Annotated in this window: 17 protein-coding genes; 12 read left to right on the top strand and 5 right to left on the bottom strand. The window is 50.5% G+C overall.

What is annotated here, in order from left to right; genetic code table 11:
* The first annotated feature begins 5 nt into the window (after window positions 1-5).
* On the top strand, window positions 6-935 hold the full coding sequence (locus DFR42_RS14660) for a metallophosphoesterase family protein (RefSeq protein ID WP_110255892.1): 930 nt from the start codon (window positions 6-8) through the stop codon (window positions 933-935).
* Between the two features lie 6 nt (window positions 936-941).
* Here the strand turns inward: DFR42_RS14660 and DFR42_RS14655 are convergent, their stop codons facing one another.
* Window positions 942-1601, bottom strand: coding sequence for a hypothetical protein (locus DFR42_RS14655; protein WP_110255740.1), 660 nt, complete (start codon window positions 1599-1601; stop codon window positions 942-944).
* Between the two features lie 150 nt (window positions 1602-1751).
* Window positions 1752-2213, bottom strand: a complete 462-nt coding sequence (locus DFR42_RS14650) for a MarR family winged helix-turn-helix transcriptional regulator (RefSeq protein WP_110255739.1) — start codon at window positions 2211-2213, stop codon at window positions 1752-1754.
* 58 nt (window positions 2214-2271) lie between these two features.
* Here DFR42_RS14650 and DFR42_RS14645 point away from each other — a divergent pair, with 58 nt between their 5' ends.
* From DFR42_RS14645 to DFR42_RS14630, 3 genes are all read left to right on the top strand, one after another.
* A complete protein-coding gene (locus tag DFR42_RS14645) occupies window positions 2272-2646 on the top strand; it encodes a cupin domain-containing protein (RefSeq protein WP_211324313.1) in 375 nt (124 codons plus the stop codon).
* A 205-nt stretch (window positions 2647-2851) separates the two neighbouring features.
* Entirely contained in the window at window positions 2852-3892 is a 1041-nt protein-coding gene (locus DFR42_RS14635) for a GMP reductase (protein WP_110255737.1), read from the top strand.
* Between the two features lie 425 nt (window positions 3893-4317).
* Complete coding sequence (locus DFR42_RS14630; RefSeq protein ID WP_146218858.1) at window positions 4318-5043, top strand: energy transducer TonB; 726 nt, start codon at window positions 4318-4320, stop codon at window positions 5041-5043.
* 111 nt (window positions 5044-5154) lie between these two features.
* Here the strand turns inward: DFR42_RS14630 and DFR42_RS29905 are convergent, their stop codons facing one another.
* From DFR42_RS29905 to DFR42_RS14615, 3 genes are all read right to left on the bottom strand, one after another.
* Window positions 5155-6789 (bottom strand): methyl-accepting chemotaxis protein, encoded by a 1635-nt coding sequence (locus tag DFR42_RS29905; RefSeq protein WP_110255735.1) that lies wholly within the window; start codon window positions 6787-6789, stop codon window positions 5155-5157.
* 259 nt (window positions 6790-7048) lie between these two features.
* Window positions 7049-7873 (bottom strand): tRNA cyclic N6-threonylcarbamoyladenosine(37) synthase TcdA, encoded by an 825-nt coding sequence (gene tcdA / locus DFR42_RS14620; protein WP_110255734.1) that lies wholly within the window; start codon window positions 7871-7873, stop codon window positions 7049-7051.
* Between the two features lie 72 nt (window positions 7874-7945).
* On the bottom strand, window positions 7946-8689 hold the full coding sequence (locus tag DFR42_RS14615; RefSeq protein ID WP_110255733.1) for a helix-turn-helix domain-containing protein: 744 nt from the start codon (window positions 8687-8689) through the stop codon (window positions 7946-7948).
* Between the two features lie 126 nt (window positions 8690-8815).
* Here DFR42_RS14615 and DFR42_RS14610 point away from each other — a divergent pair, with 126 nt between their 5' ends.
* The 8 genes from DFR42_RS14610 (at window position 8816) to DFR42_RS14575 (ending at window position 15396) form a co-directional block, all read left to right on the top strand.
* Window positions 8816-10249: an FAD-binding oxidoreductase gene (locus tag DFR42_RS14610; protein ID WP_110255732.1), complete on the top strand. Its 1434-nt coding sequence runs from the start codon at window positions 8816-8818 to the stop codon at window positions 10247-10249.
* Window positions 10246-11142: a class I SAM-dependent methyltransferase gene (locus tag DFR42_RS14605; RefSeq protein ID WP_110255731.1), complete on the top strand. Its 897-nt coding sequence runs from the start codon at window positions 10246-10248 to the stop codon at window positions 11140-11142. Before DFR42_RS14610 ends, DFR42_RS14605 begins: the two co-directional genes overlap by 4 nt.
* A 59-nt stretch (window positions 11143-11201) precedes the next feature.
* Entirely contained in the window at window positions 11202-11744 is a 543-nt protein-coding gene (locus DFR42_RS14600) for a hemerythrin domain-containing protein (protein WP_110255890.1), read from the top strand.
* Between the two features lie 41 nt (window positions 11745-11785).
* Window positions 11786-12421 carry a pyridoxamine 5'-phosphate oxidase gene (gene pdxH, locus DFR42_RS14595; RefSeq protein WP_110255730.1) on the top strand — a complete coding sequence of 212 codons (636 nt, stop codon included), beginning with the start codon at window positions 11786-11788 and terminating at the stop codon, window positions 12419-12421.
* Window positions 12422-12553: 132 nt separating this feature from the next.
* Entirely contained in the window at window positions 12554-13684 is a 1131-nt protein-coding gene (locus DFR42_RS14590) for an MGDG synthase family glycosyltransferase (protein WP_110255729.1), read from the top strand.
* Window positions 13685-13695: 11 nt separating this feature from the next.
* Window positions 13696-14229 carry a hypothetical protein gene (locus DFR42_RS14585; protein WP_245936981.1) on the top strand — a complete coding sequence of 178 codons (534 nt, stop codon included), beginning with the start codon at window positions 13696-13698 and terminating at the stop codon, window positions 14227-14229.
* Window positions 14198-14797, top strand: a complete 600-nt coding sequence (locus tag DFR42_RS14580; RefSeq protein ID WP_245936980.1) for a dual specificity protein phosphatase family protein — start codon at window positions 14198-14200, stop codon at window positions 14795-14797. The genes DFR42_RS14585 and DFR42_RS14580 overlap by 32 nt, the downstream gene beginning before the upstream one ends.
* Window positions 14794-15396, top strand: a complete 603-nt coding sequence (locus DFR42_RS14575) for an SRPBCC family protein (protein ID WP_110255728.1) — start codon at window positions 14794-14796, stop codon at window positions 15394-15396. The genes DFR42_RS14580 and DFR42_RS14575 overlap by 4 nt, the downstream gene beginning before the upstream one ends.
* Window positions 15397-15416 lie beyond the last annotated feature (20 nt).

Here is a 15416-nt window from a genome sequence, read left to right as displayed (position 1 = left end):
AATTCATGCGTATTTCCACACTGGCTGTTGTTATCGCCACCCTGCTTATTTTACCTGTTCTGCCTGTCCATGCTGCCGACAAAGCCAAACCGGCTAACAAAAAAACTGTAGAAAAACCTGTCAGCGTTACCGTCTATGCTGCTGGTGATATCGCCGATTGCAAGAGAAAACCTCCTCTGGAAAGCATGGCGGCCAGAACGGCAGAATTAATTGCTGCTGGTTTGGCCAAAGACAGCACAGCTAGAGCAATAACGCTGGGTGACAATACTTATCCGGTCGGCAAACCCGAAGAGTTCAACAAGTGTTATGAACCGACCTGGGGGCGCTTCAAGGATAAAACCCTGCCCTCGCCTGGCAACCATGATTACGGCATGCCCAAGGCACTGGGTTATTACAATTATTTTGGAGATCTGGCGGGGCCAGACAGACGGGGCTACTATGCGACGCAATTGGGCAAGTGGCTGATTCTTTCACTCAATAGCAATCTCGATAAAACCCAGATGCAGGTTCAATTGGAATGGTTGAAGGCAGAACTGGCCAGCAACAAGCTAAGCTGCACGCTGGCCTTCTGGCATCACCCCGTTTACAGCTCAGGCGGCCACGGCAATAATAAAAACATGCAGGAAGCCTGGGCCATGCTGGTGGCGGCAAAGGCTGACATCGTGCTGACGTCACACGACCATGACTACGAACGCTTCGTGCCGCTGGATGCCAATGGCGACAGGGATGACAAGAACGGCATACGCAGCTTTGTCGTTGGTACCGGCGGTGCCAAACTGACACCGATGTTCCTGCCCAAAAGTGCCAGCGAGGTCCGCGATAATTCTACCTATGGCGTATTAAAGCTTAGCCTGCATGACAAATCTTATGAATGGGAATTTTTGCCCGTGCCCGGGCAAAGCTTTAGCGACAAGGGCAAGGCAGCCTGCCACTGACCTCATTCAAGACCAGTTAAACGTCATGACTACTGTACGACTCTCTGGTTCAAAGAATACGATGATGCCCGGGCCGTAATCGCCATAAACGTCAGCATCAAGTTCGCAGACAAAATAAAAGCGACGGCCATCAGGCATGCTGGGGTAAACATCTTCGGCATTATCGATATTCAAAGGCACAGCACCGGATGTGCCGCTGCTGGCCCAGTTGTCAAAGGCGGCGCTGCCACCAATCTGATTCAAGAGATTAAATGGTTCTGTTTCATCCCAGGGACAGGGCAGGCATCCATGCGCCAGAAATTCAGCTTTTTTTGCCTGGTAGGCCTGTTCAGTTACCCGATAGTGTTTTTCTATGACAGCGCGCTCTGCTTCGTCTTGAACACCTTCATCCAGTTCAAGTTGAAAGTAGCGCCAGTCGCCCAGCCAGTGATAGCGGTTATCAGCATCAAGGTGAAAAGCCAGCCAGTTGGCCTGCACAAAACCGGCATGATATTGCCCGGTACTTTGTCCGACGATGCCGTCTTCCGGCTCATAAGGATTGACCACATGTACCCAGCCCTGCCATGCCGGGTTGACTACCGATAAATCGACTGAAACCAGCGGCATCAAATGCCGTCTGTGTTTTTGCACAGGGTCGGCAAATACATCGTCATCTGCCGGGTGCATACGTAGATAAGTTTGGGGATAAAGGACGTCGACTATCATTGTTGCCATCAGCTAAAACGCAAAAATACAAAAATGCCAAGCGTACAACATATCAACTATGTTGATTTTAAAGGCCATCACCGCCATGCTCACCCCATCCCACCAAGCTACCTACAGGGGACGCAACTTAGGTACGCCATCTGCTGATGCCTCTCCATCTGCAACTATCTGCTCCAGCACGGCGCGCATAGCTTTGACCTTGCTTGCACCCAAACGTTCGCTCAGCCGGTGTTCAAATTCCCGGTGGAATGCCTGAGCCACTTCCATCAGTGCCAGCGCGCGCGGTGTCAGGTGCAGCAGACGCACCCGTGCATCGTTCACATCATCTTCACGCTGAACATAGGCTTTCTGCACCATGTCATTGATGATCTTCAAGGCACCCTGCGGCGTCATTGCCAGGCTGTCTGCGACTTGCTTCAGGTTTTGTGGATTATTCTTCAGCAAACGAAAAACATAGCCAAAAGAACTTCCTATATCAGCGTATCCCTGTTCTGCCAGGTGCTGGTGCAATTGTTCCTTGAAACTGCCAAATGCCAGATTCAGCAGCACACCCAGATCAGTATTTTCTTGCATGGTAATTTAATTCACCTTAGTTTATAATCTTTGGTGAATTATATCACAAGAGAAAATCATGAACCTGATCGAAGCGTCGTCCGCCAAAGTTTTTACCATGCATGAAGCCATATTTACCGGCCTTGCCTCACCCAGCCGGGGCTCTCACGAAAATTCAGCCTGGATTGTTGAATTGAGTTCCAACAAACCCGGTGCAACCCATGAACTTACGAGGGAAGAGATATTTATCTGTCTTGCTGGTACTGCCAAAGTGAGCATGAGAGATGAGCATATCAGTCTGAGTGCCGGGGCCTGCCTGATCGTACCAGCGCATACGCGATTCTCTCTCAGCAAGACGAGCGAAGAGAATTTTCGGGCCGTTGCGATCTTGCCTGTGGGTGCAGAGGCAATACTGGAAAACGGCCAGGCTTTTGTGCCGCCATGGGCGCTTTGATACGCTCTCCCTAGCCTCTGTCAACATATCAGCCTGACAATATCAAGCGTATCCGGAATATGAAATGGATGATATCGCCCATATGAAATTCAAATAATGATTCCGGATTTTTTTGCACTATACTCAAGTACGGCCCAACGACTTGATGGCATTGCTGCGTCAAGTCGTGATTTCCCGCGTCCGCCAGGCGCATACTGGAGTCGTCATGCATATAGAAGAAACCCTCAGGCTGGATTTCAAGGACGTTTTGATACGCCCCAAGCGTTCTACCCTCACCTCCCGCTCTCAAGTCAACCTGGAACGTGAATTCGTTTTCCATCATTCCCGCAAGACTTATCACGGCATTCCCATTATTGCTGCCAATATGGATTCCACTGGCACCATGGAGATGGCCGCCGCACTGGACCCGCATCAATTGTCGGTTGCCCTGCACAAGCATTATGATGAAGACGCGCTGGTCGAGTATTTTTCTGCCCTGCAAAAGAAATCGACAGCCTTTTACTCCATGGGCATTACCCAGTCTGATTTCGAGAAATTCTCGGCTGTCATGGCGCGCGCGCAAAATGCCATAGAGTATGTTTGTATAGACGTGGCTAATGGCTATACCGAAGGCTTTATCAACTTCGTCAAAAAAGTACGCACTACTTACCCGCATCTGACCATCATGGCAGGCAATGTGGTGACTGGCGATATTACGGAAGAACTAATACTGGCCGGTGCTGATATCGTCAAGGTGGGCATAGGCCCTGGTTCAGTCTGTACGACGCGCAAGATGACGGGCGTAGGTTACCCACAATTATCCGCCGTCATAGAATGCGCTGACGCTGCGCATGGCCTGGGTGGCCAGATTTGCGCCGATGGTGGCTGCGTCGTGCCTGGTGATCTGGCAAAGGCCTTTGGTGCCGGTGCCGACTTCATCATGCTGGGTGGCATGCTGGCTGGCCATGATGAATGCGCCGGTGACCTGGTAGAGCGCGATGGGCAGCAATTCAAGCGTTTCTATGGCATGAGCAGCCGCGCTGCCATGGATAAATATGCCGGTGGTGTCGCCAAATACCGAGCCTCTGAAGGTAAGGAAGTGCTGATTCCCTATCGTGGTGCAGTAGAAAACACTTTGCAGGACATACTGGGTGGTGTGCGCTCAGCTTGCACCTATGTCGGTGCGCACAAACTGAAGGAACTGACCAAGCGCACGACCTTCATCCGCGTTACACAGCAACTCAACGAAGTGTTTGGCAAATCCTGAATTTCATTTCAGGAAATGTAGTTTAGCTTCAGTATTCAAAGCCAGCTTCAACAGAAGCTGGCTTTTTTATTATCTTTTTAGGAATTTAGATCATGTGATGTGGATTTGGCACAGTTCCTGCATACCCATATACGAAGAAAGTATTTTTGATACGTGAATTTTCATGATTTCATTCAGTTATGTGATTTGAATATTGCTATGCCGGTATATCCATGGCAGGATAGCCGTTCGCATTCGTGAAAATTTTCACAGCAGCGGATAAATCAATGGTGCACCAAAATAATGCAACCCAATCTGGCTTGCACTACTTTGTGGCACATGGTGCAATTCGCTGTGCCAGTACGTTGCTTCGTTTAACTTTAGCTTTAACACGGTTTTTTGCCTGGGGTGATATGAAAACGGTAGTCATTAAAAAAACAGGGAAGTTGACATTTCTTACTTTTAGTCTGGCATCCAGTGCGCTGCTGATTTCGGCTTGCCAAAAAACGCCAGAACCATCCCCCGCTGCCAGTGCACATGAAGCACCCACTTCCAGCGCCATGCCCACTGGCCTGGTAAAAAATCCCGTCAAACACGGTGATACTGCCGACGTCACCAAGTGGATGGATATGGCATCCAACAAAAGTGCGGCACAAATAGCCAAAGAAGAAAAACTGGCAAAAGAAGCCAAGGAAGCGAAAGAGGCTAAAGAAGCCAAAGATGCCAAGGAAGCAAAACTGGCCGCAGAAGCCAAAGCACTGGCTGCCAAGGCCAAGGATGCTCCCAAGGTTGCTTCAGCCACGGCGGTAGCTCCTGCCCCAGTACCAACGCCTGCACCAAAACCAGTTGAGACGCCGCCACCTGTGGTTGCTGCCGCTCCCAAGCCAGCACCAGCTCCTGCCCCGGTAGAAAACCTGACACTGAAAGTCGTCTCCAGTGTGCAACCTAAATATCCCAACACGGCTGTACGCGCTGGCGTGACTTCTGGTGTGGTGAGTGCCCGCGTGCATATTGATACGGATGGCAAGGTATCTCACGTCGATATCGTCAAGGCCAATCCACCCAAGCATTTTGACAAGGAAGTGATAGCCGCAGCATCACAGTGGAAATATGCGCCTATATCCAAGCCACTGACTACCTTGCTGGAATTTAATTTCAAGCTGGATAATTAAAAATTCCTTGAAAATTCTTTAAAAATTCAGCATTCAAAAAAAGCCAGTCTGATTTTCGTCAGGCTGGCTTTTTTAATACTTATTTAATGCTTATTTAAAAACATGAGCAACTCAGCCCAAACGCAAAGCCTGGCGCTGGCCCTGATTGGCGGCTTCCGTTTTGTTGAATTTGCTGGTCTTGTGGACCTTGCTGCCGTCTGTCATGCCATTGACCTTGAAAACACCCACGACCTGATTTAAATTATCCGCCTGCTCCAGCAAGCTTTGGGCTGCTGCTGCAGCCTCTTCGACCAGGGCGGCATTATGCTGGGTTACCTGATCCATCTGGGTAATCGCCACATTCACTTGTTCTATGCCGCGGCTTTGTTCGCCGCCTGCCGCTGCGATTTCACTCATGATCTCGGCCACCTGTTTCACCGAGGTGACGATCTGGTCCATAGTGACACCTGTTTCATCCACCAGTGCCGTACCTGCATCGACTTTGGAAACCGAGTCACCGATCAATTGCTTGATTTCTTTGGCAGCACTGGCCGACCTTTGTGCAAGATTGCGCACTTCCGATGCAACCACAGCAAAACCACGCCCCTGCTCACCAGCCCTGGCAGCTTCGACTGCCGCGTTCAGCGCCAGGATATTGGTCTGGAAGGCGATACCATCAATGACGCCTATGATGTCAACGATTTTGCGTGAGCTATCCTTGATGGCTCCCATGGTGCTGACCATTTGCCCAACCACATCCCCGCCCTTGCTGGCAAAGTCTGAGGAAGACATGACCAGTTGATTGGCCTGCGATGCGCTGGCTGCATTATGTTGTACGGTAGAAGTCAGTTCCTCCATGGACGACGCTGTTTCTTCGAGTGAACTGGCCTGGCTTTCTGTCCGTTCTGACAAATCCAGGTTGCCCACCGCAATTTCATTCGAAGCGGTAAAGATAGTGTCGGTACTGGTCCTCACCTGGCTGACGATATTGATCAGACTCTGGTTCATATTGAACAAGGCCTGCAGCAATTCACCAGCTTCATCCCTGGATGTGATCTGGATACTTTGGCGCAAGTCACCCGCTGCAATATTATTCGCAATTTCAACGGCATAATTCAATGGCCGCGAAATGCTGCGTACCAGCCAGATACCCATGGCAGACGCAAACAGCACGGACAAAGCAATGAAGATGGCGGCAAAGACCTGGAAACTCTGGAAGAAGCTTTGTGAAGACTCATACTCTTTCTTGCCTACATTCAGTTGCAATTGTATGAGTGCATCCATGGATTCCTTCATCCCCAAAAACAAGGGGTCGACCTTGCTATGGAATAATTTGGAAGCACCATCGATATCCTTGCTCTTCAATGCTGCCAGGGCTGGATTCAAACCCTCTTCCAGGAATTGTTTGCGTTTGGCTGCAAACTGATCAGCCAAGATTTTTTCTTCTGGTGTCAGATAAGTGGCCATGTACTCTGACCAGACCTTGCTGGCCTCGACCTTACCTTTTTCAACCGTCGCAATGTGGGACTCGATTTTATCTTGCTCATCGGTCATGGCTTTGGCAATGATGACCTGGTTTCGCATGATGGTTCGCATGACGGCATCAAGTTGCCCCAGGGCGACCAGCCTGTCGTCATACACGGTTTTGATGGAATTGTTGCTGGCATTCAGGCTCAGAAATCCGGCAGAACCTATCGCCAGAACGAGCACTGACAATAGGATAAAACTGAAAATGAGCTTGGTCCTGATGCGAATATCCTGGAACATACTGGCCTCCGTAACGTCGGGCGGATGATGATGAAACATGATTAAAACGTATGGCCTGCCTGGCAAGCTAATGTAAGTGCAGGGCAAACGGGGACAAGCGCATCAGGGCTGGCCTGATGCGTGATTTGACTTTAAATGCTAAAAGGCAATAACTCAAGGCATGACAAGTAATTCAACAATGCTGAGCTATTTTCCCCACAAAGTATGAAAAATTGTTTCCATACAAAAATATCTGTATGAAAATTGAGAAATGTGGAAATTATTTTGCCTGATTATCTATATCGTCGGCTGCCAGCTTGCGTAAGACCTGGGCAGCTGCCATCAGACCGAAAGAAGCAGTGACAACAATGGATGAGCCAAAACCGGCGCAATTCAAGCCAGTAACACCGCCGCTGGCATTAGTACCAGCATCAGCGCCGACTGCACAGGCCTCTGCCGTCTCAGGAACGCTGAGTGCTTCCATGGAAAACACTGCATCAATACCAAATTTGCTTTTTGCACCACGCGGGAAACCGTGGTTTTGACGCAGGCGCTTGCGCACCAGTGCCAGCAGAGGTTCTTGCTCAGTGCGCGAGAGATCACGTATTTCTATCTTGCCGGGATCAGTCTGGCCACCTGCGGCGCCTATGGTAATCAGCGGTATCGCATGCAGACGGCAATAGGCAATCAGGGCGGTCTTGGCTTTGACATTGTCTATTGCGTCAATCACATAATCAAAACCCGGCTGGCCCAGCATGGCATCAAGATTGTCTGGCGTGACAAAGTCTTCGACTTCATTCACCTTGCAATAGGGATTGATCAGGGCGATGCGCTCAGCCAGTGCGGTGACCTTGGCTTTGCCTACAGTGTCGGTATTGGCCTGTATCTGACGGTTGATATTCGATTCAGCCACATTGTCCAGGTCTATCATGGTGATACGGCCTATGGCACTGCGCGCCAATGCCTCTACTACCCAGGAACCAACTCCACCCACGCCAATGACGCAAACATGCGCCTGCTTGAAACGCTCAAGACCTGCAGCTCCATATAAACGGGCAATACCACCGAAGCGGCGTTCAAAATCGATATCTATTACATCTTGCATAAGAAAATTGCGCCGAAAGGCTGGACATTGTAAGCAGGCGCTATTTTACTTGATGCAGTGAAAGGCCGCGCTTTAGCGTCCGGCTTTGCGCTTCAAATCAGAGAATAGCGAAAATACCCATGGCCGGGTCGCCATCAACAAGGCCATGCCCTGCCTTTGTTCCGATGACAGGCTGGCATCGATATCTGCCAACTCGTTAAATTCAGTTAACAATCGTGCCATTTTTCTTTGTAAAACAGCAATCGAAGCTGCGCTGAGTTCGCGGGTTTCAAAACGCAAAATTGCCTGTTCATTATGAAAATCGTTCTGCAAGAATTCTTCCATGACCTTGGACTGGTATTTTCTGCGTATAGGCCCGTTCTCACGCCATTGCAGAGTGGTATGGGTTAATAACTTGATGCGGTTATGCGGATGCAATTCAATCAGCTCAAGACGCTCGAGCTTCATCAGTAACTGCAATAGCTCAGTTTCTGCGATATCGAATTGCCTGGCAATTTCCCTGACTTGCCACTGGTTCAGCAAGAGGTAAAACACGCCCAGCAACCTGGGTTCATCAGCCAGCGTCTGTTCCTGTGCATCGGATAGTTCGCCCTTCAACTCTTGCTGGCCACGTGCCAGCCTTGCCAGCTCAAGAAAATCCAGCTCCAGCAACTGGCATATCGCTTCCAGCCTGCGCACCGTAAATGTCGATTCTGAAAACAGGCGCTTCACACTGGCTTCGCTGATGTCCAGATGCGCGGCCAATTGTGCGTAGGTCAGGCCTTTTTGCTTGAGGTGCTTTTTCAGGGCAATCGTGATTTGTTGAGTCAGGTTCATGGCATTCCCGTTCTCTCTGTGAAAGATAGCTTACGTCAAGTATCGATATTTAATACTATTTTTTATTAGATTGTATATCAATACCTTAAATCGCAAAATAATATCTTCAACATCAGGAGAACCACTATGCTCGAAGCTATCCCGTCCAATTCGCTGAGTGTCAACGACGTACATTCCGCACTCAACCTCACAGCTGTTCATCGCATCGTCGAAATCAGCAGCCTGCCGCAGCTTGCCGCAACTTTGGCTGAAGCAAGAAATAATGGCAAAAAAATTGCCATCAGCGCCGCCCGTCATGCCATGGGTGGTCAACAGTTTGCTGAGGATGCAGTCTTGCTGGACATGCGTGGCATGAATAAAGTGCTGGCCTTTGACCGTGAGCAGGGCATAGTCACGGTAGAGGCTGGCATACAATGGCCAGCCCTGATTGACTACCTGGAAGTCGCACAAAAAGACAGCCAGCAGCAATGGAGCATACGACAAAAACAAACTGGTGCCGACGACCTCAGCATAGGTGGCTGCCTGTCAGCCAATGTACATGGGCGTGGCCTGCAGATGCGCCCCTTTATCGGCGATGTAGAAAGCTTTAGCCTGCTTGATGCGCAAGGCAATTTGCAGCATTGCAGTCGCGATAGCAATAGCCATTTGTTCAGACTGGTCATAGGCGGGTATGGCATGTTTGGTGTCATCACCAAAGTCAGCTTGCGCTTGTCGGCCCGACAAAAAATGCGCCGTGATGTCAGCATCATTTCGCTGGATGACTTGATGCCTGCGTTTGAGGAACGCATGGATGCAGGCTACGTCTATGGGGACTTCCAGTTCGCCATAGACCCAGCCAGCCCTGATTTTCTGCAACGTGGCGTATTTTCCTGCTATTGCCCGGTCGCGGACTCCAGCAGCATACGGGAGGAGCATGCACTCAGCGATGAACAATGGCAGCAATTGCTGACACTCGCCCATGTCGACAAGAGCCGCGCCTTTGATTGCTATGCCCAGCACTATATGGCCAGTTCAGGTCAGATTTACTGGTGTGACAGGCTGCAACAGACTACTTATCTGGATGGATACCACGACAAGATAGATGCTCTGCTCGGTCATCATGGTTCAGAAATGATAGGCGAATTGTATGTACCCAGGGCTGAACTGCCCGCCTTCATGCGCGATGCAGCGCAGGATTTTCGTCAACATGGTGTTGACCTTATCTATGGCACCGTGCGTTTGATAGAAGCGGACACAGAAAGCTTTTTACCCTGGGCCAGACAAGACTATGCCTGCGTCATCTTCAATCTGCATACTGAACATACAGAAAGCGGTGTCACGGCAACTGCCTCAGCCTTCCGCCGCCTGATAGACCTGGCGATCAAGCGCAATGGCAGTTTTTATCTAACCTATGGGCGCTTTGCCACAGCGGAACAGATCCGCCACTGCTATCCGAATTTTGTGAACTTCCTAGCTTATAAGCGTCGATTGGACCCTGAGCTGCTGTTCCAGAGTACCTGGTTCCAGCATCATGCCGCGATGTTTGCAAGGTTTGTCACTAGCCTGGAGCAGGCAGCATGAAGGCGGATCAGGCGAGTAACACTGCGCTCATCGTTGCGGCCGGCGTGCAGATGCTGGCGCGTGATCCTGGGTATCGCGGCCTTGTGCCAAATACGATGGCGACAAATGGTCAACGACTCATGCGGGCCAGCCACCCACGTCTGGCTAATCTGATTGCGCGCCACTGGTTTCGTACCCTGGCTTATGCAGCAGAAAAAATGACACTGCCAGGCATCTTGCTGCATTATGTCTTGCGTAAAAGAGTCATCCGGGATTATGTCGCGCAAGCTGTCGCCAATGGCACGCAGCAGATCATTTTGACCGGTGCGGGTTACGACACACTATGCATGGAACTGGCTGAGCAGCATGAAGGTTTAAGGCTGATAGAAATCGACCACCCGGCAACCCAGGCTGTCAAACGCGCGGCTTCTGCGACCACAGGCACAAATCGCATCTACTATATTGCTGCCGAACTGGGCACACAATCCATGACAAAAGTGCTGAACTCTTGTCCGCACTTTGATGCCAGCCTGAAGACCCTGTTTATTGCAGAAGGCTTGTTCATGTATCTGAAGACCAGCGACATTGCCCGGCTATTGCAGCAAATGAAAATAGCGGCTCAAGATGTTTCAGTGATTTTCACCTGGATGGAAATCCAGGCAGATGGCCGACCCAACTTCCGGCCTGCCAGCAAAATCATTGACTTTTTTCTCAGGAAAAAAAACGAACCCTTTTTGTCCGGTATGGCGCAGGACCAGCTTGGCACATTTTTGCAGCCAATTGGCTTTCATCTGCAAGATTTGAAAGCAAGCTCAGCAGCAACTCAGGTGGCTAGTCAGTTGGCCAGACAGAACCAGCCCATTGCCGGGGAATATATTTGCCTGGCAGAAAGTGTGGGCATGAATTTGATATGACGCAAGCATGGCCAGCCTGTCTATTGCATAATAAGCATATCAACATAGCTGAAGTGAACATGACTACTTTATTCGACAGTGCCCCGGGCTTTGACCAGCCGCTGGCCGTACTCAAGCATTGCCATGACCGCATACGCAAACAACTGGCGACCATGAGCAAATTACTGGAACATTTGCCCAGCCACGGTGCAGACCAGGATGCCCGTCAGGCGGCGCAAGCCATCTTGAATTATTTCACTAAGGCAGCGCCCTTTCATCATGAGGATGAAGAAATCAATTTATTGCCAGAGCTGCAAGTGACTGCAAAGGATGAAGATGCTGCCTTGCTGGCAAGCCTGTTGCCAAAAATACTGAGCCAGCATGAAGAAATGGCTGCGCAATGGCAAGAGCTGGAAAAACAGTTAAATGCGATTGTGCGCGCAGATGATGGAGCACCTGCCAGCCTGTCGGCAGCTGCAGTGCAACTGTTCAATGACTTATATACCGAACACATGCAAACCGAAGAAACCCAGATCGCCCCCATGGCGAAGCGCCTGTTTTCTGCAGCACAAATGGCAGCACTGGGTACAGCAATGCAGGCAAGGCGAGGCATCGCCGCATAAAACATCGTTAACAATTTCTGAATAATTGATGAAGGAAAACCATGTCCGTAGCAGATATCCGCACCGACTATAAAAAAGCCAGCCTGGCTGAAGCAGATGTAACATCCGACCCGTTCAGCCAGTTTGCCAACTGGTTTGACCAGGCTTTGAAAGCCGATGTAGCAGAACCAAATGCCATGTCCCTGTCCACCGTAAATGCAGAAGGCAAACCCAGCTCACGTATTGTTCTCATCAAGGAATTTGATCAACGTGGTTTTTCCTGGTTCACCAATTACGATAGTGCCAAAGGCCAGGACCTGGACAGTAATCCCCATGCAGCCCTGCTGTTTTTCTGGACTGCGCTTGAGCGCCAGGTACGTATAGAAGGCCGTATAGAAAAACTCAGTGATGCTGAAAATGATACTTACTTCAATAGCCGCCCGCTGGGCAGCCGTCAAAGCGCGCTGGCTTCTCAACAAAGCCAGCCTATCGCTGACCGCGAAGCCCTTGAACAAAAACTGACTGCCGTGGTGGCAGAATTTGGCGAACATCCACCACGCCCTGCCCATTGGGGTGGATATCGCCTGTTGCCAGAACGCGTAGAATTCTGGCAAGGCCGCAGTTCGCGTCTGCATGACCGCATCATCTATACCCGTGATGACAATGGCACATGGAAGATATCCCGCCTGCAGCCCTGAGCTTAATTGAACTTATTTGATGTTATTTAGCACCTCTGACTATCTCCCGAGAAGAGATAGTCAGAAAGACAATTTGGCATGATGGTTTACAGACCATGTTATGCTCAGTGTTTTTTACCGACACTGAAGTCCATGCCCAAGAAAAAGATCTTGTTATTGAGCGTTTCTGCTGGCGCAGGCCACAAGCGTGCTGCCCAGGCCATACAGGCTACTGCGCTGCAACACGCTGCCGACACTGAAGTCCTGCATCTGGACGTGATGGATTTTGTCACTGCCGGGTTTCGTAAAATCTATACCGACTTTTATATCAAGCTGGTCAATAAGGCGCCGACCTTATGGGGCTATCTTTACCATGCCTCCAATGAAGCGCAGTCTGACAGCACCATGGAAAAACTCAGGCGTGGCATAGAACGCCTGAATGCCCGCCCTTTGCTGCAGGCTATTGCTGATTTTGCACCTGATGTTATCGTCTGCACCCATTTCCTGCCGGCAGAGATGTTGTCACGTCTTTTGCGCAAGGAGAGGCTGCATTGCCCGGTCTGGGTACAGGTCACCGACTTTGATTTACACAGGATGTGGGTGCACGAGCACATGGCAGGCTATTTTGCGGCCAGCGAAGAAGTGGCAGACCGCATGCGCATCAATGGCATACCGGCTGAACGCATCCATGTCACGGGCATCCCCATCATGCCAGCCTTTACCCAAGTGCTGGACAGGAAAACCTGCGCGGCAGAATTCAAGCTTGATCCGGCACTGCAAACCTTCATGCTGATGGGCGGTGGTGCTGGCCTTGGTGGTCTGGACGAGGTTGCTGAACGCCTGTTGTCCCTGCCTGGTAATTTCCAGCTTATCGTATTGGCCGGTAAAAACGCCCCTGCCCTGCAGGCCTTGCAAAAGCTGGCCTTGCGTTATCCAGGGCGCTTATTACCCCAGGGTTTCACTGACCAGGTAGAGCGCCTGATGGCTTGCGCCGATCTGGTGATTACCAAGCCCGGTGGCCTGACCACATCTGAATGCCTGGCCATGGGCCTGCCCATGATCGTCAACTCGCCGATCCCCGGACAAGAAGAACGCAATGCCGACTTTTTGCTGGAACAAGGTGTTGCACTGAAAGCCTATGACGACGTAAGCCTTGCTTATCGCCTGAATTATCTGTTGCAGCACCCGGATAAATTGAGCGACATGCATGTGAAGGCGCAGGCTCTGGGTCGTCCACAGGCAGCCATACAGGTCTTGCAAACCATACTGGATACACCAGTCTGAGAGCAGGGTTGATGATGAAATCTGCTAACAACTCAGCTACGAACTCTGCTAATAACGCATTCAAAGCATTCCTGGCCTGCTTTATTTTTGTATGCGTGCTGGCGCTATTCTTTGCACAGGTAGAAATCCAGATAGAAGGTAGCGGCGGCTGGGCTGCCAATTTGCCTACCTGGCGTATAGAAAAGCACTGGCTGCTGGACATCTTCTGGGGTGGCAGGGCCATGACGGGCTACCATGCCTGGGTCTTCCCTTTCATCAGCCTGTTTTTCCATTTTCCCTTTGTCATGCTGCAGCAATGGTCGGTAAAACTTGAATGCCGCGCCATTGCCAGTATCATGACGTTTTGGGTGGCTGAGGATTTTTTATGGTTCGTCCTGAATCCGGCTTATGGTATTGCGCGTTTCAATGCCCATGATGTGCCCTGGCATATCCACTGGTTGCTGGGTGTCCCCACCGACTATTGGGTAGGATTTATAGGCGCGACTTTTCTCTATCTTTATTCGTATAAACAACATGTTCAACAAGTCCGGCAAAATGCCAAATAAGCGTAGCAGCAGTACTCTGGCGGTTCTGTCTTGCGCTGCACTGTTATTGACGATGAATATCGCCAGTGCGCAGGACAGCCGTCCAGCAGACTGGGCTACTCCTGTGGCAGAAGCGCAAAACCTTTATCGTGTGAACCAGGACTTTTACCGCAGCGCCCAGCTCAGCAGTAAAGATGTCGCCCTGTTACAGTCACTGGGTATTAAAACCGTGGTCAGCCTGCGCTCTTTTCATTCAGACGACAAGGTATTCAAGGATTCCAGCATCAAGCTGCAGCGCATAGGCATCAATACCTGGAGCATCAATGACCAGAATGTCGTCTCTGCCCTGCGAGCGATCAAGGCCGCTGAAAAAGACGGGCCGGTACTCCTGCATTGCATGCACGGTGCTGACCGCACCGGACTGGTGACAGCCATGTACCGCATCCTGTATCAGGCCTGGACCAAGGAAAAAGCACTGGAAGAGCTGATGAAAGGTGGTTATGGCTACCACAGCATGTGGAAGAATATCCCTGAATACCTGAAAAAAGTGAATATAGAAAAAATACGTGAAGGCGTGAATAAACCATGAAGCATAAAGCTGTCTTAATTGGCATCACTTCCGGCCTGCTGCTGGCCACTGCCGCCCATGCAGCACAGCTCGATGCCAGCAAATTCAATGAAACCGAAGTGCAGTTGATAGACCAGAGCAAACCTGACAGCAACGGCAAGACTTTTGCAGCAGGCACTATCCTGAATGCCCCGCTTGCCAAAGTCTGTGCGACGATACAGGCATATGAAGACTACCCCAGTTTCATGCCCAATACAGCCAAGGCCAAAGTCACGCGCCAGCCAGACGAATCTGCACTGGTGGATTTCACCCTGAATCTGCCGCTGGGCAAAGTCAAAAAATACCGGCTGAAAATGACGCCAAAAGTCAGCCCTGTCACTTGCCATCTGAGCTGGAAATTACAGCCCTGGGAAGGATTGAAACAAGAGGAAACCATTGCCGATACATCTGGTTATTGGGAGCTGTCTGCACTCACCAGCAACCCTGGCAAGACCGTCGTCAGATACCAGGTATTTACTGACCCCGGTCCTGTACCCATGGGCCTGGGCTGGATCGTTGACAGCATGAGCAAGGACAGCATCCCTAAAATGATGGATGCGCTGAGAAACAAGCTACGCTAAAAAAACAGCGGGAGTCTATG

This window comes from Undibacterium pigrum (assembly GCF_003201815.1).
GTDB classification, from domain to species: domain Bacteria; phylum Pseudomonadota; class Gammaproteobacteria; order Burkholderiales; family Burkholderiaceae_D; genus Undibacterium; species Undibacterium pigrum.
This window is presented reverse-complemented; position numbering and strand designations above follow the sequence as displayed.